This window comes from Paraburkholderia sp. LEh10, assembly GCF_017814945.1.
Lineage (GTDB): Bacteria > Pseudomonadota > Gammaproteobacteria > Burkholderiales > Burkholderiaceae > Paraburkholderia.
Genome location: NZ_JAGIPX010000105.1, coordinates 1 through 19,382 on the forward strand (window position 1 = coordinate 1; position 19,382 = coordinate 19,382).

Here is a 19,382-nt window from a genome sequence, read left to right on the forward strand (position 1 = left end):
TTCGGCCCTTCACCTCCTGGGCTATCAACGACCACATGGAAGGTACAACGGTCACTCGAGCAGCCGCCACGGCCCGATGCTGCCGAATTTCATTCCTTCAGCGCCTCATGTGCCGTGCTCTCGCGGCTACTCCTGCTGCAGCCGGGCACCGTGGTACTTGATCACCTCCATGACCGCCGCCGTCATCATCGAGGTTGAGACTCCGAACATCAGGATGCCGTTGGCGGCTTCGATCGGGCCAAGCATGCGCCAGTGCCTGGACATGACAATGTCGCCGTATCCCAGCGTGGCAAAGTTGACCCCAGAGTGATACAGAGCAGTGGTGAAATCGGAAAACTCGCCCAAGAACATGAACAGCGCCGCCCAGATCGCCATCTGGGCGAAATTGCAGAGCAAGGTCAACAGCATCACTGCTGACAACAGCAAGACATCCATCCACAGCGGTTCCTTACCCTTATAGGCGTGCCGGAAGCGCGCGTAGCCGCGCAGGCAGATGGCGACGACCACGCCCTGCAGCAGCAGGCACAGAAGCATGACCGGAGAGGCGACCAGCACATAGTGCACCATGATTGACTCCGCCTTCGGGGGGAACGCACTGGTACGTAAGGCTCTGTATTCGGGACGCGGAGATCGCAAGTTCAAAATTTGCTACCCCGACCAATCATAAGACACATTGCGTCAGCCGCACCCAGCCATGTTCCGCTCCAAATATTGGGCCTGCCGAACGGTCGCTTACTGAGCGAAGCAGTCGCCCGAATGTCTGAGTGCGGGCACAGACGAACGACGGCTGATGGCCGTTAATTGCCAATCGGTGTGCAATCAACGAAATCATTGCGCGAAGGCAACTCACGACCCCACTCCGGTCATACACGACTGCTCTATCATGATGGCCGCAAGGGCACAGCGGCCATAGTGCTGTGTCCCATCGAGGTGGACGTCGGCGTTGAGGCAGATATTCCAATGCCCATATTTTTTTGAGAAGGCCGACTTATTCACCTTCCGAGCCCTCGCCTGCCTTGCCTTTGAACAGACGAACGTGTAACTCTGGCTGGCCGGAGCCGCCATTCGAATCGCCCGGCGTTAGCTCTCAATTACACGGGTTGTGCGTCGCGCCGCGCCACTGCATGCCTCCTCGCGCGAGGTCTCCGGCGTACACGGGCATCGGCAATCGTCTGCCATGCTAAAGAGAACGCACGGGCGTCCTCGAACGTCCGATGACGGTGCGTTATTGCGTGTTGAGTGCCCACGATAAAACCGTTCAAAGAGAACCGCGCAAAGCAGGAAGAACACCGTATGAGCGCAAGCGAAATACAGCATGCCACCGAAGCTTATAACGCGATATCCCGCTAAGCCCTGATGGCTCATCGGTAGGATGACACAGGCGTTCGCCAGCCAAACGAGCGCCCCGTACGTCGCTCCTCTTCTCCACGCGCTGCCACGCGGACACGCTAACGAAAAAGCGTAGGCGATACCCATGCCAATCCCAACGGCAATATGGAAAGCCTGTTGGAAACCATATGTCTGATAAATGGAGCTTACGGTGACGTACCTGCGCGCCACCTGGAGTAACAAGGAAAGAAGCCCGCCTCGAGCAGTTACCAGATGAAAATAGTCCGCGGCTGACAGCAAGGCCGTGTTCGCGGCAATCGCGATGACTGACGCGGCGAACGCGCATCCCAGCCGGGCGAAGATGCGGGAATTCCCGGAGCGGCTGTCTGCAAAAGGTTGGCGCATCGGATTTCTCTCGGATCGGGTCGATTAGATGCGAACACGTAGTTGCGCCGTTTATTTCATCCTTGGGGACACCGTTGTGAAGTTTGACCGCGTGACGAAGGGCGCACGCGAGGCAGCGCCTCGTTCCCGTAGGAATTGCTCACCCCATTCGAATCGCCCACGGTACGCTGGTCTGTCGCAATGAGCCATCGTCCAAATGTGAGTCTCATCCAGGCCTACGGTTGAAGACCGGAATAAACATCATCGACCGCTGTTTGCGCAATGTCTGGATCGTGCATTGGGTCCATGAACTCCACAAGCGATAGTCATGACGTTCGAACCCAAATGCCGTGCGCCATCGTCGCTGTAAAGCCTGGCCCGGCTGGCGCCACCGCGCCCGATGGCAATAGTTAAATCGGCATAGCCGTTGCGCCAAATTCAACGGAACGCGAAACATGCCGGACAGTTCTGCATGGCGACGTTCGAGTTTCTGTGAAAGGCGTTGCGTCAACTTTTTCTAATTTGAATGACTGGCTGGTCACCTTTCCGATAGAAGGAAAATCAACATGTCTAAAGTTTGGCTAATTACCGGTAGCGGAAGTGGTCTGGGTCGAATCATTGCCGAAGCCGCTTTGGCTGCTGGCAACCAGGTCGTCGCGACCGCCCGCAACGTTCATCTGTTAAATGAACTGGTGGCCCGGTCTGGCGGGAACGTCCGGGCCATCGAACTCGACGTCACGGACGAGTCGCAAGGGCAGGAGGCGGTCGATGCAGCGGTTGATGCGTTTGGTCGACTTGATGTGCTCGTGAACAACGCCGGTTACGGGGACACCCGCCCATTTGAGCAGGTTCCATCGAACGAGTTTCGTCGACTGGTCGAGACTTGCTTTTTCGGTGTAGTGAATCTTACCCGCGCGGCGCTTCCGGTCATGCGGCAGCAGCGTGGCGGCCACATCATCCAGATCTCTTCGCTGGGTGGCCGTACCGCTTTTCCGGGCAACGCGGCCTATTTCGCGTCGAAGTGGGCCGTCGGTGGTTTCACCGAAGGTCTGGCGCAGGAAACTGCACCTTTCGGCGTCAAGGTTACGGCACTTGAGCCGGGCGGAATGCGTACCAATTGGGGAAAGCGTGCGCACGCGGACCGACCGGTACTGTTGCCCGATTACGAACCCTCAGTCGGTGCGAGCGTGAAGCAGATGGAAGGCTATTGGGGCAATGAGTCTGGGGATCCTGTCAGAGTCGCACAGGTTATTCTCAAGATTGCTGAAACGGAGACATTACCGCCCCACATTCTGCTCGGAAGCGACGCATTGCAGTTTGCACGTCGGGCTGAGGAAGCGAGAGCAGCCGATGCGGATCGTTGGCAAGCGGTCAGCGTGTCAACTGACGTCGGTGCAGTGGGACCCATCCCGACGTTTCCGACAAATTAGATCGGCGTATTGAATGGCGGACTATCCTACTTGTGCATTCAGGAAGCCGGACGAAAATCCACGTAGCTCGGGAACATTCCAGCGAGCGACATATTTGCGGTAATAACGCCAACTTGTCGCTTCCCTGCAATCCCGAGAAAAGGGTATATCGTGTTCAAGACATTCAAAATTCAAAATGCAGCTTCTCGAGTCATTTATCCTCGCAACGCCACCCGTCACCTAAACCTTCATACCCCTTTCTTCAGTGAAACTTTTTCTGCCTTCGTGAAGGTAGTGTCGGGGCCGCCGCCCGCGCATACAGGCTAACTACACCGCCGTGTGCATCATGCTTTATCGTCGGATCGGGGCACTTCATGCGCGAACGCATTGACCGGAAACGTTTGACGGCGCACTGGTGCTCTAGTCGGCGATCCCGAGCGATCGTCGCCACCCGCTTGGACCGGCTCAGGCACGGCACCTCAAAGCTGACGCTGCGGCAGGAGCATCTCAGGCATTGCCGACCGTCATCGACAGGCGATGGCGCGGCAGCCCAGCGGGCTTCGAACCCTTCATCTGCGCGGAATCTGTGTGAGAGACGGAATAACTCCGCATCTGATGGGTTCACTCCTATGGGAGACAGCTATTTGCCACAAAGGGAGAACCATCGTGCCTACCCCAAGTCCTCATACCGCGCGGACGATCCTGAGCGTCGTCATTGACCTCGCGATCTCGGCGCTTTGCGAGTCGCACGCCTCCGCTGCAGGTTTGCAGAGCGGTGCGTCCAACGAAGTGCCCTTCCTGGAGGAGAACGATGCCGCCATGACAAGAATGATGGACGGCATGTCCGCGAGACCGACAGGCGACGTCGATCGCGATTTTGTCGCAATGATGGTGCCTCACCATCAAGGTGCCATCGACATGGCACAGGCCGAGCTGCGTTACGGACACAGCGAACAGTTACGCCGCATCGCGCAAGAGATCGTCGTCGAGCAACAGCAGGAAATCGCCGCCATGCGCGTCGCACTCGGGCAGCCATTGCCACCACCGGCCCCTGCTCCAGACCAGCAAAGGCCAGCTTCTATCCCTGCCGCGCCCACCCACCCGACGTTCGACCACGGCATGCAAATGAACATGCCCACGCATATGCAGGAGGAGCAACAATGAAACGCCATTCGATAGTCACCATCGCGTTGTCCGCGGCCGCTGACGGCAGCGCAACTCGCCTGGGCCGGGCAGGCCCCTGGATCGCTGTCCGATCCTGACATTCCCGTAAGCCACCACGATCGCGTTTACGCTGCCGAGCAGTTTTCGAACACGGTGTCGGTGATCGACCCGGCCGATAACAGGCTGCTCGGCCTGATTCGCCTCGGCGATCCGTCGCCGGGTAATTTCAGTCCGTTGTACAAAGGCCAACTGCTCGTGCACGGCATGGGTTACTCGCCGGACCATCACACGATTGCAGTCGTCTCGATCGGATCGAACTCGGTTTCATTCATCGACACGCAGACTAACGCCGTCAAGCATGTCACCTACGTCGGCCGCTCGCCTCATGAGGCTTTCTTCACTCCCGATGGAAAGGAAGTCTGGGTGACGGTGCGTGGCGAAAACTACGTCGCGGTACTCGACGGCAAGACATACGAGGAGAAAACCCGCATTACCATCCCGGCTGGCCCCGGCATGCAGATCTTCTCACCGGACGGGAAGTATGGGTATGTCTGTTCGTCCTTCAACCCGGAGACGGCGGTGGTGTCCGTGGCCGACCACAAGATCGCCGGCACGGTCAAGCAGGCCAGCCCCTTCTGTCCTGACCTCGCGGCGACGCCCGACGGCAAGCAGGTCTGGTTCACGCTTAAGGACATCGGCAAGGTCCAGGTGTTCGATGCAAGACCGCCATTCGCACTGGTCAGGACACTCGACACGGGCCCGATCACGAATCACGTGAACATCGTGCATAACGCCAAGGGCACGTTCGCGTACGTCACCGTTGGAGGCCTGAACGTGGTCAAGGTGTTTCGAACCGACGACTTCTCGCAGGTCGCCACGATCCCTGTCGGCAACCTGCCACATGGGCTATGGCCGTCGGGGGACGGCAGCCGCATCTATGTCGGTCTCGAGAACGCCGATGCGATGACTGCGATCGACACACTGACCAACACGGTCATCGCGACTGTGCCCATTGGCCAGGCGCCGCAGGCTGTCACCTATGTGCCGAATGCGGTGCCGGAAGGTGATGGTACGCAGAACCTGCAGACACTTGGCCTGGCGGGTCAGAGCGTCCATATTGCACTGGTGCCGGTGGGATCGGGCAAGACGGCGGATGCCGCAAATGCACCTACGACGGTCGCGTTGTTCGACCAGGGGCTCGTGCAGGTTCTCCAGGCCCGCTGTCACCGGCCTGCAACCGAAGCAGCCCTACGTACTTGGTCTTGCCGATAATCCCGATGGCACGGGTGACGTGCAGGTGCTTGCGAATTTCATGTCCAATCCGGCCGGCTCGGCAATCGTCAATGCGCTCGGTCAGATTCGCCAACTGGTCACACCTGGCGTGAGCACCGCCGCAGACAAGCGCCGCTACCTCGTGGTCGCCCCCCAGGTATCGGGTAAGCCCGGGGCTCCCGTGCAGGTGCAATCGCTGTAATCGGATCTGCCGCCGCCAGATGTCATTCGCGGCGGCAGAAGTTGCGCGCGGCACGGCTACCTGATCCCGGCAGTCACAGGAACGATCCTGTAGCGGCGGCGAATTGAATGGCCGGATCCTGAGTGGAAACCGACGCCTCAATTTCTGATCGACGGTACGAGCAAACGGCAACTCGTGGCCGGTCAGCGACCATTCGCTGACCGGCCTAACAACCTAAACCTCTGTCTGTTCTGCCATTTCAAGTGCGTCATCTACCTCGATGCCGAGGTAGCGCACTGTACTTTCAAGTTTCGTGTGACCAAGCAATAACTGAACAGCCCTGAGGTTCTTCGTGCGACGATAGATGAGAGACGCCTTGGTCCGGCGCATCGTGTGGGTACCGTAGGCTGTGTCGTCAAGGCCGATCGACGCAATCCACCGATGAACCAGTCGGGCATACTGCCGCGTCGACAAGTGCGGAGAGTCGTGAATTCTGCTCGGAAATAGAAAGTCGGTTGCGTGCAGTCCCGCAAGCCTTATCCATGCCGCCACGCTCTCACGGGTCTGTTCGGTAATTTCAAACTGCACAGGCCGCTGTGTCTTTTGCTGCATGATCGTCGCACGGCTGGCGACGTGCTCGCCGTGACAAACGTCGCGTACGCGCAGTTTCGTTAGATCACATGCTCGAAGCTTGCTGTCGATGGCGAGATTGAACATTGCGAGATCCCGCGCCCGGGACGAAAGCTGCAGGCGTACGCGTATCGCCCAAATTTCCTTCAGCTTCAACGGCGGCTTCTGGCCGGTCAATCTTCCTTTGTTCCACGGTACCCGCGACGAACCCGTGCCGGTTGATGTGCTCATGACAATCTCCTTTCGGTTGAAGGGAGATTCAGTCTGAGTCCGGAGCAATGGGCGCTACCCGACCCACTTCGGCCCTTCGATCCGCCGTGACGTCAACGGCAGCTTCCAAGGTACAACGGTCATTCGTGCAGTCATGTCGGCCGGCAAGTACTCGGCCATAGTTGACGTTCAGGTGTCAACGGCAGTGAGGCAGCTTAAAGTCGGTTTCCTGACGTTCGCACATCGATGGCCACGAATGTCAGGTCTCGTTGTCAATGAACGCGTGCTCCGGACGCTATGCTCGATCGGGTGTGCCGCTCGTAAGATGCCGCAATTCGTCCAGCAGTTTTGCTGCGGGGGCGGGCAGAATTCCGTCGCGACGCCTGAATGCAGTGAGTGTCCGCGGGGCCTCTAGTCCGTCGATTTTCAGCCGATCAAGAATGCCGGCCGCCTTCTCCATGTCATACATTGGTTCCGACATCCAGGTGATGAACCCTGAACGTGCCACGAGGCTCTTGATGAGCGTCACGGAGCGCGTTTGCACCGCAATTTCGGGGAAGGGGACTCCTGCTGTCGCGAACGTCGATTTCATGTGTGCGTATGGACTGGTCCCCTCTGGTGTCAGGGTCCATTGCTGCGACAGCGTGTCTTCGAGACGAAGCTGGCGCTTGCGTCGCAGGGGATGGTTCGCGGAGGCGACGACGTGGCTGTAATCGGTCCAGCGGCAGTCGGCGATGGCTGAAATTTCGTCGGTTTGAACGTCTGATGTTGCGAGTGCGATGTCGATCTCGTGTGTTAAAAGGCCTTCCGCAAGCCTATCCCAAACGCCTTCGTGCGCCTCGACGCGAAGGTTTGGCCATTTCTTCAAAACATTACCCAACGCGACCGGCAGCACGAGAGTCGCAATGCTGGCTACCGCCCCCACTTTGATCACTCCTTTTTTGAGTCCGCGCATTGCATCGAGTTCTTCTTGTGCATTTTCGGCGTCTCGCTGAAGCGACATTGCATGCGGCAGCAGCGCCTCGCCTATCGCCGTCAGTTGCATACCCTTGGCATGACGTTCGAACAAGGGTGACCCAACAGTCGATTCAAGTCGTTTGATGGCGCGGCTCAGTGCCGGTTGCGTTAATCCGAGTGTGCTTGCTGCACGTCCCAGACTGCCGCAATCGACGATGGTTGTGAACATGTGCAGCTGTTGAAGGCTGAAGCTCATAACGGCGATGGGGGACACAAAAAAGGGGCTCTTGGTGCAAGCGTTGCACAGATTACTTCCATGCATGGCGTCGGTATTTTCCCTGAGTCGCTCCAGCGGGCGACAGGATGCGAGCAACCGTGAATGCGCGCCAGACAAGGGCGAGCCGGAGTCGAGGCACTGCTCGATCTCCAGCAACTCATGCCCAAATGTAATGAGTTTTGACTGATTTGGCAATTTTCAAACAACAGTCCAGCTCCCATACTCCGCTCCATCGCAATCACGGTCGGCTAACGAAGGTCGACGTATTTGGACATGTACATGGAGCACAGCACACAGGCCGTTGGCCGTCATGGCGCAGCGACGATCACGGTTCGACACGCCGTGATCGATTTGTTGAGGCGACTCGGCATCACGTCCGTTTTCGCCAATCCCGGGTCGACAGAGCTGCCGATGTTTCGCGACTTTCCAGAAGACTTCCGCTATGTCCTCGGCCTCCAGGAGTCTGTCGTCGTGGGCATGGCGGACGGCTACGCGCAAGCGACCGGCAATGCAGCGCTGGTCAATCTGCACTCAGCAGCAGGCGTCGGGAATGCCATGGGGAACATCTTTACCGCTTACAAGAACCGTACTCCACTGATCGTGACGGCTGGGCAGCAAGCTCGTTCGATTCTGCCGTTCGATCCGTTCCTCGCCGCCTCGCAGGCCACCGAGCTGCCTAGGCCGTACGTCAAATGGAGTATCGAGCCGGCACGCGCCGCCGACGTGCCGCTCGCAATCGCCCGCGCCTATCACATCGCCATGCAGGAGCCGAAGGGGCCCGTTTTCGTGTCGATTCCAGTTGATGATTGGGATCAGCCCGCGGAAATGGTCGAGTCGACGCAGGTGAGTACGCGCGCACGCCCGGAGCCTGCGCTGGTTTCGCTTGTCAGCGAGGCGCTCGCCGGGTGCCGTAATCCCGCGTTCGTCGTCGGTGCGGAGGTCGATCGCGCTGGTGCCTGGGACGAGGTGGTCCAGCTCGCCGAGCAGCAAAGCGCCAGCGTGTACGTCGCGCCGATGTCCTCGCGGTGCAGCTTTCCAGAAGATCACCCTCTGTTCGCCGGTTTTCTGCCGGCCATGCGTGAAAAGATCGTTAGCCTTCTCGAAGGGCACGACGTGATCCTTGTGCTTGGCGCGCCGGCCTTCTCGTATCACGTGGAAGGCAGAGGTCCCCATGTCCCCGCAGGGGCGACGCTGTTCCAGATCATCGACGATCCCGCGACGGCAGCGTGGACGCCCGTCGGAACATCGATCGTGGCCAACCTGAAACTTGGGCTGCGCGACCTGATCGCCGCGTCGCCACCGACCTCGCGTGAGTATCCGGCACCCCGTCGCGCCGCGGAGCGGGCACAGGCAACCGAGGTCATCTCGGCGGCTTTCGCGCTGCAAACGCTGGCCGAAGTGCGCAAGGCAAATGATGTGGTGGTCGAGGAGGCCCCGAGCGCGCGGCCGGTCATGCAGCGCTATCTGCCATTCACCCGTGCGCACACGTTCTTCACGATGGCCAGTGGGGGACTGGGTTATGGCATGCCGGCTGCCGTCGGCGTGGCGCTGGCGAAGCCGGAAAATCGGGTGATCGCGCTGATCGGCGACGGGTCGAGCATGTACTCGCCTCAGGCCATCTGGAGCGCCGTGCAGCTTGATTTGCCGATTACCTTCGTCGTCCTTAACAATGCCCGCTACGCCGCCTTGCAGGAGTTCGCGCCCGTCTTCGGCTTCGCCCCGACCGATCCTGTACAGGGCACCGATCTGTCCGGACTGGACTTCGTCGCGTTGGCCAAGGGGATGGGGTGCGAGGGCGTTCGGGTTTCACATGCGGGTCATCTGAAAGCCGCGCTGGAGCAAGCGTTGGCGTCGGGCGAGACGCGGCTGGTCGAGATCGTCATCAGCTAAGCGCTTGTGCATTTTTCTGTCCGTCAGGGCACCTTAACTGGAAGGTAAAGAGGCATGAACCAGGTATCCATGTTGATCAACGGCGAGCGTGTAGACGCGCGTGATGGGGCAACGTTCCAACGCCGAAACCCGCTCGACAACACCGTTGCAAGCACGGCGGCCGCCGCGTCAGTCGCCGACGCGAAGGCAGCCGTCGCTGCCGCCGCCAAAGCGTTTCCAAAATGGTCGTCGATGGGGCCGACCGAGCGCCGCGGGCTGTTATACAAGGCGGCAGATGCGCTGCAGGCGCGCGAAGCCGCGTTCGTCAAGGCTATGGCCTCGGAAACGGGCGCATCGCATCTCTGGGCCGCCTTTAACGTCAAGCTGGCAAGCGACGGCCTTCGCGAGGCGGCAGCGCTGACTACGCAGATCGGCGGCGAAGTGATTCCTTCCGATGTTCCCGGCAGCGTCGCACTTGGCGTGCGCCAGGCGGCAGGTGTTGTGCTCGGCATGGCTCCGTGGAACGCACCCGTGATTCTGGGCGTGCGGGCGATCGCTCTGCCACTGGCATGTGGCAACACGGTTGTACTCAAGGGTTCGGAAATTTGCCCGATGACCCACGGCCTGATCATTGAAGCGCTGCAGGATGCGGGCCTGCCCGCCGGTGTCGTGAACTTTGTGACGAACGCGCCTGAAGATGCGGGCGCCATCGTGGAGGCCATCATCGCAGAGTCCGCCGTGCGACGCGTGAACTTCACCGGATCGACCCAGGTGGGCAAGATCATCGCGATGCAGTGCGCGAAGTATCTCAAGCCGTCGGTGCTCGAATTGGGCGGCAAGGCGCCGCTGCTCGTGCTGCACGACGCTGACATCGATGCCGCCGTCCAGGGCGCGGCGTTCGGCGCGTTCGCCAACTCCGGACAGATCTGCATGTCGACGGAGCGCATTATCGTGGACAACGCGATCGCGGACCCATTCGTAGCGGCGCTCAAGGCCAAGGCGACGAGCCTGCCCCTCGGAGACCCTCGCGAGGGGCCGACCGTCCTGGGCTCAGTCGTCGACATGACGACGGTCACGCGCTGCAATCAACTGATTGACGACGCGCTCGCCAAGGGCGCCACGCTCGTGTGCGGCGGCAAGGCCGACAGCACGCTGGTGCCTGCCACCTTGCTCGACCACGTGACTCCGGAAATGGCCATTTATCACGAAGAATCGTTCGGCCCTGTTAAAGCGATTGTCCGCGTCGATGGCGACGATGAGGCCGTCGCGTGCGCGAACGATAACGAGTATGGACTGTCCGCCGCCGTCTTCAGTCGCGACGTGGCGCGCGCGATGAACGTCGCTGGGCGCATCGAGTCCGGCATCTGCCACGTCAACGGTCCGACAGTGCACGACGAGGCGCAGATGCCGTTCGGTGGCGTCAAGGCGAGTGGGTTCGGTCATTTCGGTGGTAAGGCGGGGATTTCCGAGTTCACCGATCTGCGCTGGGTGACCGTGCAGACAACGCCGCGGCATTACCCGTTCTGAGTCCGCACGGCGCTCGATCACTCTAGCGGAACAGCGGGAGGCGAGCGCCGACCGACGCTGTGGCAGCAAACTTAACGATATGGAACCTCGCGTCGGCTGGCCATCGCGCCAAACGGTTGCCATCAAGGAGACAAGCATGAACATCACCCACCGCATCTCGATGCGCTCTCTAGAACGGGGAGCGTTCCCCGTGTGTAGGTCTGCCCTCTCTTCCGCTTCGTGGGGTGCGCAATGAACGATCGAGCGCACCCGCTTCCCGCGGCGGTGGACATCGGCAACGTGCTGGACGATGGGCCGTTCTCGACGTTTCAGAAGATCGTCGTCTTCCTGGCCGCACTGTCCATCGTGATGGACGGGTTCGACGGCCAACTGATCGGTTTCGCCATTCCCAGTCTGATCAAGGAGTGGGGCATCACACGCAACGCTTTTGCGCCGGCGGTGGCGGCGGGGCTCGTTGGTATGGGCATCGGCAGTGCGTGCGCCGGGCTTTTTGCCGACCGGTTCGGACGACGCTGGGCGGTGATCGGCAGTGTCATGGTGTTCGGCGTCGCCACCAGCTCTGTGGCGCTGTCGCAGGACGTAATCTCCCTTGCCGCGCTGCGCTTCGTCGCCGGTCTGGGCATTGGCGGTGCGCTCCCGAGTTCTACCACGATGACGGCAGAATTCACGCCGGCGCGTCGCCGAACTGTCGCGGTTACTGCAACGATCCTGTGCGTGCCCTTGGGCGGCATGCTTGCCGGATTATTCGCGAACATTGTGATGCCGATGTACGGATGGCGCGGCCTGTTTCTTTTCGGTGGCGCATTGCCGGTGGTGATGTCTGCGCTTTTCTACTTCGCATTGCCAGAGTCGCCGCGCTATCTGGCGCGCCATCCAGCGCGGTGGCCCGAGCTTGGCGGGTTGCTCCGCCGCATGACGCGTGCCGTGAGCACAGACTCGACGTTCACCGATGCGATCGAGCAAAAAGCTGAGAAACGTGCCGGAATTAGCGCGCTTTTCGCCCCAGGTCAGAGGCGAGACACGCTGGCGATCTGGTTGGCATTCTTCATGAACCTGCTGGCCGTCTATAGTGCATTCAGTTGGCTGCCCACGATGCTCGCGGGCGAGGGGCTTGCCCCGGGGGTCGCAAGTTCGGGGCTGACCGCCTATAACCTGGGCGGTGTGTTCGGCGCCCTCGGGTGTGCCATCGCCATTGCCCGTTTCGGATCGCGCTGGCCATTGCTGATCTGCTGTCTGGCGGCTGCCGGCAGCGCGCTGGCCGTGCGAGCGCTTGGCTTCACGGGGCATACGTCGGTGCTGATTTTCGGCATCGGCCTGCACGGACTGTTCGTCAACGCGGTGCAGTCGACGATGTACGCGCTTTGTGCCTACGTCTACCCGACGCAGGTGCGTGCAACGGGCACGGCGACGGCCTTGGCTTTCGGCCGGCTTGGCGCGATCCTGAGTGCGTTTGCGGGTGCGTTTGTGATTACCGCGGGCGGCGCATCGCTCTATCTGGCGATGTTGACTACCGCGATGTTGCTTGTATTCGTTTGCTTGATGGTGGTTCGACGGCACATTCCACCGGTCAAGAGAGCCTGAAAGATACAAAAACCGAATGACGAAGAAAATGAAGGGCGTGTTCGACGTCGATGACTATCGGGCCAAGGCAAAAAAGCGCCTTCCGGCCATGGTGTTCGATTATCTGGAGGGGGCCGCCGACGACGAGTCGGGGCTGCACCAAAATCGGGCGGCGTTTGACCGCTGGGAGTTTTGCCCACGCAGACTGGTGGACGTCAGCGCGCGGGAACAACGGACGCGGCTGCTCGGCAAATCGCTGCCGACCCCCCTTGTAATTGCGCCGACCGGTCTTAATGGCGCGTTTTGGCCGAAGGGCGATGTGGCCTTGGCCAAGGCGGCTGCCGCGGCCGGAATACCCTTTGCGTTGTCGACCGCGTCGAACATGTCGATCGAGGAAGTGGCCCGGGAAGTACAGGGCGACCTGTGGTTTCAGCTCTACGTAGTCCACAAGAACCTTGCGAAAAGCTTTGTCGAGCGCGCATGGGCCGCCGAATATTCGACGTTGATCTTGACGACGGATGTCGCCGTCAACGGATTTCGCAAGCGGGATTTGCGCAACGGGTTTGCCATGCCGTTCAGGACGAGTGTTCGTGCCGCCTACGACGGCCTCACGCATCCGAAGTGGCTCTGGTCGTACCTCACGAACGGCATGCCGCAACTGCGCAATTTCGCGACCGACACCACCTCGGATACGGCGGCTCAGGCGGCGGTATTGCGCCGGGAGATGGACGCAGGATTCGACTGGGACGATCTGAAGCGTTTGCGCGATGCATGGCCGGGCAAGTTGCTGGTCAAGGGCATTCTCACCAGCGCCGACGCCGCACGCTGTATTGAGGCCGGGGCCGATGGCGTCATCCTGTCCAATCACGGTGCACGTCAGCACGCGGGGCTCCCCGTGCCCGCAAACGTCATTGCCGCTGTGCGAGACGCCGTACCTGCATCCGACCTGATTGTCGACAGCGGTGTGCGCACAGGCGCCGACGTGGTGAAGGCGATCGCCCTCGGCGCCAATGCGGTAATGTTGGGACGGGCGACGCTCTACGGTCTGGCCGCAAACGGCGAGGCCGGGGTTGCGGATGTGCTGGCGATGATCCGGCGCGACATCGATCGCACGCTGGCGCTGATCGGGTGTCCGGCAATTTCGGCGTTGACGCGTGACTTCGTGGCGGAGCGGCCCCTCATGGCGGCCGGCAGGTGATGGACTTGACGGAGACAATCCGGCGGAGGATTCTGTGATCCATCGCTTGCGATTCGCCACCTCAGCGGAGTCTCTCATGAAACAACCAGCCCCCGAATCCGCTGCCACTCCCGCCGATCGCCTGGAGGCCTGGGCGCATCAGGTTGAGGAAAGCTGCGTGCCGATGGTGTATTCGATGACGTCCGACGGGGCATTCGAGGGAGAGATGCTCGCTGTCGAAAATGGGGGGGTGCACGTCTCGAGGATTGCGGCTGTCGATCATGTCGCGAAGTATCGCCGCAGGGCGATGTCGTCGATCGAGGACGACTACCTGCTCGTCTCGATCCAGTCGCGTAACCGATCTGCCATCGAACAGGATGGCCGTGTCGCAGTCGTTTATCCCGGCGATATGGTGCTGTTCGATGCTTCGCGCGACTTCGAATGGCATTTCTCCGGGGAGCACTATACCGTTCGATTTCCTCGTCAGTTGCTGACGGGACTAGCGCCATTGAGCCGTCAACATACGGCGGTCCGTATCCCCGGTGAGGACGGCATTCGGCGCATTGCCACCGAGCATGTGGCAACGGTTCATCGTGAGCTGTTGCTCGAGCCGACGTGCGGTGAGGCCCGCGCCGGTTTGGCGGGGGTGACGGCACACCTTGTGGCCGTGGCCCTGGCGGACTTCTTCAACCGGATGCCGACCGCCGACACCAACCTGAAGACGATGCACATACTTCGGGCGCGTCGTTTCATCGATGAGCATTTGCGCAACCCGGAGCTGAATCCGGATCGAGTGGCAGCCGCACTCGGGTTGTCGAGTCGCTATCTGTATCGTTTGTTCTCCCACGAGCACGAGTCGATGAGCGAGCGGATCATCACCGGTCGCCTGGACGGTTGTGCCGCGTGGCTGCGTCAACCGGCCTACGCGCATTTGTCCATCACCGAAATCGCGATGACATGGGGATTCAATGACCCCTCGCACTTCAGTCGCGCGTTCCGGCGCCATGCTGGGGTGTCTGCCAGGGAATACCGGCGACTAAGTGGCGTAGGTGCGGGCGTTCATCGCCTTGGATGCGTGGCTAGCTGACGCTGGATCATTGTCCTTGTCTGACGTAAGTCTCGGCGCGCTTCCACACCCGAAAACGTCGCAACGATGTTCTTCTGGTAGATCTTGTCTTCCGTAATCTGCCAGCCGCCGGCGGTGTCGAAGCGTGAATGCAGTTTGGCCCAGATGCGGTCCCCCGACCAGGCATCGACCCTATCCTTCGGATCCCACTGGACATACATGCGCTGCACGCCCGGCGAGTGTGCGCTGCCGACGCCGGCGCTGCGTCGGCTGTGACGCTGGTATGGGGTTATAGGTTCAACTCCACGACTCCACGGGCAGTCGCAGTCAAGTTCGGGTTCAGCTTCAATCAAGCAACGCGAATATTGCGGCCCGACACTTCCGTGAAACGCGTTTGAAGTAGGCAAGAGTCGATTGGAGTAGAGACATGACACTTAAACACCCACGCTTTAAGGCCGCCGTTGTTCAGGCGGCGCCCACCTTCCTGGATCTTCAGGCGGGTATCGAAAAGTCGATCCGACTCATCGAGGAAGCAGCGAACAAAGGCGCAAGCCTCATCGCATTCCCTGAGGTCTGGTTGCCGGGTTACCCCTTCTACGTCTGGCTTGGTACTCCCGCGTGGTACATGCAAGAGGGGTATGTTCAGCGATATTTCGACAATTCGCTCAGCTTTGACAGTCCAGAGGCAGAACAGCTCCGGGAGGCCGCGCGTACGCACTCGATCACTGTCGTCATGGGTTTATCAGAGCGCGCGGGGCGATCCCTGTATATCTCCCAATGGATAATCGGTCCGGATGGCGAGACGCTTCTTCAGCGCCGCAAGCTAAAGCCTACTCATCTGGAGAGAACCGTTTTTGGAGACGGAGCCGGGGAGGGGCTAACCGTCGTTGATTCAGCCTTGGGTCGGATTGGTGCCTTGTGCTGCGCTGAGCATGTACAGCCACTAACCAAGGCCGCGATGTTTGCTCAAGATGAACAGATACATGTCGCGGCATGGCCCAGCTTTTCCCTTTACGATTTTGCGAGCGCCTTGAGTTACCAGGTCAACAACGCAGTGACACGGACCTACGCTGTAGAAGGCGGCTGCTTTGTCCTCGCACCCTCGACAGTTGTCAGTCAAGAAATGATTGACCTTCTTTGCGATACTCCCGAACGGCGAAATTTGCTGAAAGCGGGCGGGGGCCATAGCGTAGGTTATGGCCCCGACGGTGCAGAACTCTTCGAGAAGTTGCCGCCCGACGTTGAAGGCCTCCTCTTCGCCGAAATCGATTTGTCGCTACAGTCGCTCTCGAAAGCAGTGTTTGACCCGGCGGGGCACTATGCACGACCCGATGTCGTCCGACTTGTGCTTGACAGACGTCGCCGCCCACCAATGCACGAGTTACGTGACAGAAGCGATGGGGTGGAGATTGGTGACCTCTCGGCAGCAGGAGGGGCACGTAACATCGAATCGATTGGCGGTGAGGAAGTCCACTCGGTCGAGACACCCGCGAACGATCGCTAATCTCATGTAAAAGTGGCTGGTCCCTGTAAAGAGACCATAGATGCTGATCGATTGATACATAGGAATGCGAAATGAAACCAGAAAAAGACACTGGATACGAGTGGTCAATTGTGGTTCTCCTGGCTGTTTTATTCGGCGTCGTCGGGTTGGATAGGCTCGTTATCGTCTATCTCTTCCCGGTGCTGATGCCTGAGCTTGGACTGAATAATACTCAGGCGGGCGCCATTGCGTCAGTCCTCGCGTTGACGTGGGCGATATCGACGTGGGTGCTGGGGAGTCTTTCTGATCGATTCGGTCGAAAGAAGATTCTCATTGGATCTGCCGTCTTCTTCTCACTGATGACTTCCTTTACTGGCGTCGCAAAATCTTTCTACAGCATGTTGGCTGTACGCGGACTTCTTGGGATCGGAGAAGGTGGAGTCTTCAGTACCAGTGTTGCAAAGATCGATGAGATTTCCACGCCACGAAAGCGCGGACTGAATCTGGGTATTCACCAATCATTCTTCCCGCTACTTGGAATTGGCTTGGGTCCAATCATCGCTACGCAGCTGATTCTTCACATGAGGTGGGAGGCGGTCTTTTTCGTGTTGGGAATTCCGGGAATTATCCTGACGATGATTCTCGCGAAGATAATGCGCAACACCTCGCCTCGATCGGTACACGCTAGCCAGCCGAACGAGAAAGGCAGCGCAGTTGCTGTGCTGAAGTTCCGGAACGTATGGCTAACGACGCTGATTGGCTCGCTGTTCCAGACCGGACTGTTCGTTTTCTCCACGTTTGTCGCTCTCTACCTGACGAAGGTTGCCGCCCTTCCACTAAGCGTTGTCGGTTTGATCATCTCCGGCTGGGGATTCGGCGGCTTCCTAGGCATGATCATCGTGCCCGCAATATCAGATCGCGTCGGCCGCCGGATTGTGCTCGTTCTGTCGGCGGCGCTGTACGGTGTTTTGATGCTTGCCTTCGTCGTGGTTGAGGCGGCACCGATTGCGAAGTTCGCGAATCTCTTCGCAGCCGGCTTCTTCGGATTTGGCATCGCACCCCTGTTCCTGGCTGTGATCCCATGTGAGTCTGTTCCGCCGCGGTTGACCGGCTCGGCAGTTGGGGTTCCCACCGCAGTAAGCGAACTCGTCGGTGGGGTGCTGATGCCAGTTGTGGCAGGCGGTCTTGCTGACAAGTTTGGTTTGACCTATCCGATGCTCATCGTCGGCGTTGTCTCCATATTAAGCGCGCTTGTGGGACTATTCCTTAAAGAAACGTGTCCTCGTCGCCGCGGAGAGATTGAAGCTCGGCGAGTAGAGGTCGTCTAAGCCAATTTGACCGGAGTTGAGTTCTCGCTCAAGTCTGGTATCCACACCTCGAGATGTTTCTGTGGCGCTTCTTGTCAAGAGAAAATTCGATATGCAACATTAGCATTACTTATTGTAATAAACGTACTTTAAAGGTCGGGAGATTTTGATGAAGAGGTTGTATGTTGTCAGGCCCGCAATCGCTGTCTCCGCTGGGCTTATTTTTTCTGCCGGATCTCATGCGCAGAGTAGCGTTTCGCTGTATGGCATTGTCGACTCTGGTTTGATTTATTTGAACAAAACCAGCGGAAACAGTGGAAAGTTGGTCGGTTTTAATGATAGTGGAAACCTTCCGTCACTATTCGGAATGACTGGATCTGAAGACCTTGGCGAGGGGCTCTCGGCCGAGTTCAAGCTTGAAAGCGGTATCGACACTGCCAATGGCGGCTATAACAACTCGAACGGCAACCTTTTCGGCCGCAACGCATGGGTCGGAATGAAAGGCGGGTTTGGCGAAGTCCGCGCCGGCTTGCAGCAATCTCCGTATTTCATGTCGTTGATTGCACAGGACCCGCGACACCTGTCAAACTTTGGCAGTTCCATCCTGATTCTCGCCAATGCCGCTGGTGCAACCAGTATTTTCAACCCCAATGCCATATCGTATACAAGCCCGAAACTCGCGGGGTTTCAAGGTAGCGCGATGTACGCATTGGGAGGCGTGGCAGGAAATTTCCAGTCCGGCCGTCAATACTCCGCCAGTCTGAGCTACACCTGGAGCGGGCTCGCCATCAATGCAGCCTATTACAATGGCAACCCTGGTGGCAACGTGTCGACTACGCCGCCCACGACCGTGGGATTCGATGGCAAGTTGATTGGCGCAACGTACACGATCGGCTCATTGACCGTGAAGGGTTCGTATGAAAAGATCAAGGTTGGCGGCGGGGCTAACAACGACGTGTACGGTGGTGGCGCCGACTACATGCTCCGCCCGAACATCGACTTGAATACCGGCGTCTGGTATGTCGACAACCGCTCCGTTTCCGGCAGCCATTCGTTGTTAGGGGCGATCGGCGCGTACTACTTCGTCTCGAAGCGCACGTCGGTTTGCGCCCAGTTCGGCATGATCAATAACCACGGTGCGCAGGATCTGGGTCTTTCGATTAGCCAGGGACCAACCACCTTGCACGCCACCACAGGGACAACTACGGGCGCCTCAGTCGGGATCTCCCACACATTCTAGCCTGACTTTTTGACGAGGCGGCGCGAGTGAGGAAGAAGTCGTATGCCGAGTTGCGCGTCGGCGGACTTGCAGAACGTCAATCCGCCGAGAGGCTATATGTCTTAATAGCAGTCGGCGAGACGCACACAAGCAACGTGACGATGCCAACAGACAGTGCTTCCGACTCACAGCTCACGATTGCGCGGTGCCGCCAACGTCGGCATCCCGCCATACCGCCGACGCTCAGTGGAAACCCGTCGAACGTCTGCAATGGCCGACCCGCTGCCCCCGGAAAGCCGGCGTGAATGACCGAACCACTCAGTTAACCGCCCTTGAACCCCAGACAGCGCGACCGGCAGCT

At 59.4% G+C, this 19,382-nt stretch carries 13 protein-coding genes and 1 pseudogene; 11 read left to right on the forward strand and 3 right to left on the reverse strand.

Annotated elements, in window-relative coordinates; all coding sequences use genetic code 11:
* Positions 1 to 126 precede the first annotated feature (126 nt).
* Complete coding sequence (locus J8I87_RS40750) at positions 127 to 567, reverse strand: potassium channel family protein (protein ID WP_209938137.1); 441 nt, start codon at positions 565 to 567, stop codon at positions 127 to 129.
* A gap of 1,712 nt (positions 568 to 2,279) precedes the next feature.
* Here J8I87_RS40750 and J8I87_RS40755 point away from each other — a divergent pair.
* The 3 genes and pseudogenes from J8I87_RS40755 to J8I87_RS40765 all read left to right on the forward strand — a co-directional run bounded on the left by J8I87_RS40755 (position 2,280) and on the right by J8I87_RS40765 (position 5,760).
* Entirely contained in the window at positions 2,280 to 3,143 is an 864-nt protein-coding gene (locus tag J8I87_RS40755) for an oxidoreductase (protein ID WP_209938138.1), read from the forward strand.
* A 645-nt stretch (positions 3,144 to 3,788) separates the two neighbouring features.
* The gene (locus tag J8I87_RS40760; protein ID WP_313068181.1) at positions 3,789 to 4,286 is read left to right on the forward strand and encodes a DUF305 domain-containing protein; all 498 of its coding nucleotides are present in this window, start codon (positions 3,789 to 3,791) and stop codon (positions 4,284 to 4,286) included.
* A pseudogene (locus tag J8I87_RS40765) lies at positions 4,283 to 5,760 on the forward strand (YncE family protein). The gene J8I87_RS40760 and the pseudogene J8I87_RS40765 overlap by 4 nt, the downstream one beginning before the upstream one ends.
* Positions 5,761 to 5,973: 213 nt before the next feature.
* On the opposite strand, the gene J8I87_RS40770 reads toward J8I87_RS40765, so the two are convergent.
* The gene (locus J8I87_RS40770) at positions 5,974 to 6,600 is read right to left on the reverse strand and encodes a tyrosine-type recombinase/integrase (RefSeq protein ID WP_209938140.1); all 627 of its coding nucleotides are present in this window, start codon (positions 6,598 to 6,600) and stop codon (positions 5,974 to 5,976) included.
* Between the two features lie 274 nt (positions 6,601 to 6,874).
* A complete protein-coding gene (locus J8I87_RS40775) occupies positions 6,875 to 7,792 on the reverse strand; it encodes a LysR family transcriptional regulator (RefSeq protein ID WP_209938149.1) in 918 nt (305 codons plus the stop codon).
* A gap of 300 nt (positions 7,793 to 8,092) precedes the next feature.
* Here J8I87_RS40775 and mdlC point away from each other — a divergent pair, with 300 nt between their 5' ends.
* From mdlC to J8I87_RS40815, 8 genes are all read left to right on the forward strand, one after another.
* Positions 8,093 to 9,703 carry a benzoylformate decarboxylase gene (gene mdlC / locus J8I87_RS40780; RefSeq protein WP_209938142.1) on the forward strand — a complete coding sequence of 537 codons (1,611 nt, stop codon included), beginning with the start codon at positions 8,093 to 8,095 and terminating at the stop codon, positions 9,701 to 9,703.
* A 54-nt stretch (positions 9,704 to 9,757) separates the two neighbouring features.
* Complete coding sequence (locus J8I87_RS40785) at positions 9,758 to 11,209, forward strand: aldehyde dehydrogenase (RefSeq protein ID WP_209938143.1); 1,452 nt, start codon at positions 9,758 to 9,760, stop codon at positions 11,207 to 11,209.
* 231 nt (positions 11,210 to 11,440) lie between these two features.
* Positions 11,441 to 12,790, forward strand: a complete 1,350-nt coding sequence (locus J8I87_RS40790) for an MFS transporter (RefSeq protein ID WP_035521688.1) — start codon at positions 11,441 to 11,443, stop codon at positions 12,788 to 12,790.
* A gap of 16 nt (positions 12,791 to 12,806) precedes the next feature.
* Positions 12,807 to 13,967 carry an alpha-hydroxy-acid oxidizing protein gene (locus J8I87_RS40795; protein ID WP_245254545.1) on the forward strand — a complete coding sequence of 387 codons (1,161 nt, stop codon included), beginning with the start codon at positions 12,807 to 12,809 and terminating at the stop codon, positions 13,965 to 13,967.
* Between the two features lie 76 nt (positions 13,968 to 14,043).
* A complete protein-coding gene (locus tag J8I87_RS40800; protein ID WP_209938144.1) occupies positions 14,044 to 15,033 on the forward strand; it encodes a helix-turn-helix domain-containing protein in 990 nt (329 codons plus the stop codon).
* Positions 15,034 to 15,439: 406 nt separating this feature from the next.
* On the forward strand, positions 15,440 to 16,516 hold the full coding sequence (locus tag J8I87_RS40805) for a carbon-nitrogen hydrolase family protein (protein WP_209938145.1): 1,077 nt from the start codon (positions 15,440 to 15,442) through the stop codon (positions 16,514 to 16,516).
* A gap of 71 nt (positions 16,517 to 16,587) precedes the next feature.
* On the forward strand, positions 16,588 to 17,823 hold the full coding sequence (locus tag J8I87_RS40810) for an MFS transporter (RefSeq protein WP_209938146.1): 1,236 nt from the start codon (positions 16,588 to 16,590) through the stop codon (positions 17,821 to 17,823).
* A gap of 148 nt (positions 17,824 to 17,971) precedes the next feature.
* Positions 17,972 to 19,042: a porin gene (locus tag J8I87_RS40815; RefSeq protein WP_209938147.1), complete on the forward strand. Its 1,071-nt coding sequence runs from the start codon at positions 17,972 to 17,974 to the stop codon at positions 19,040 to 19,042.
* Positions 19,043 to 19,382 lie beyond the last annotated feature (340 nt).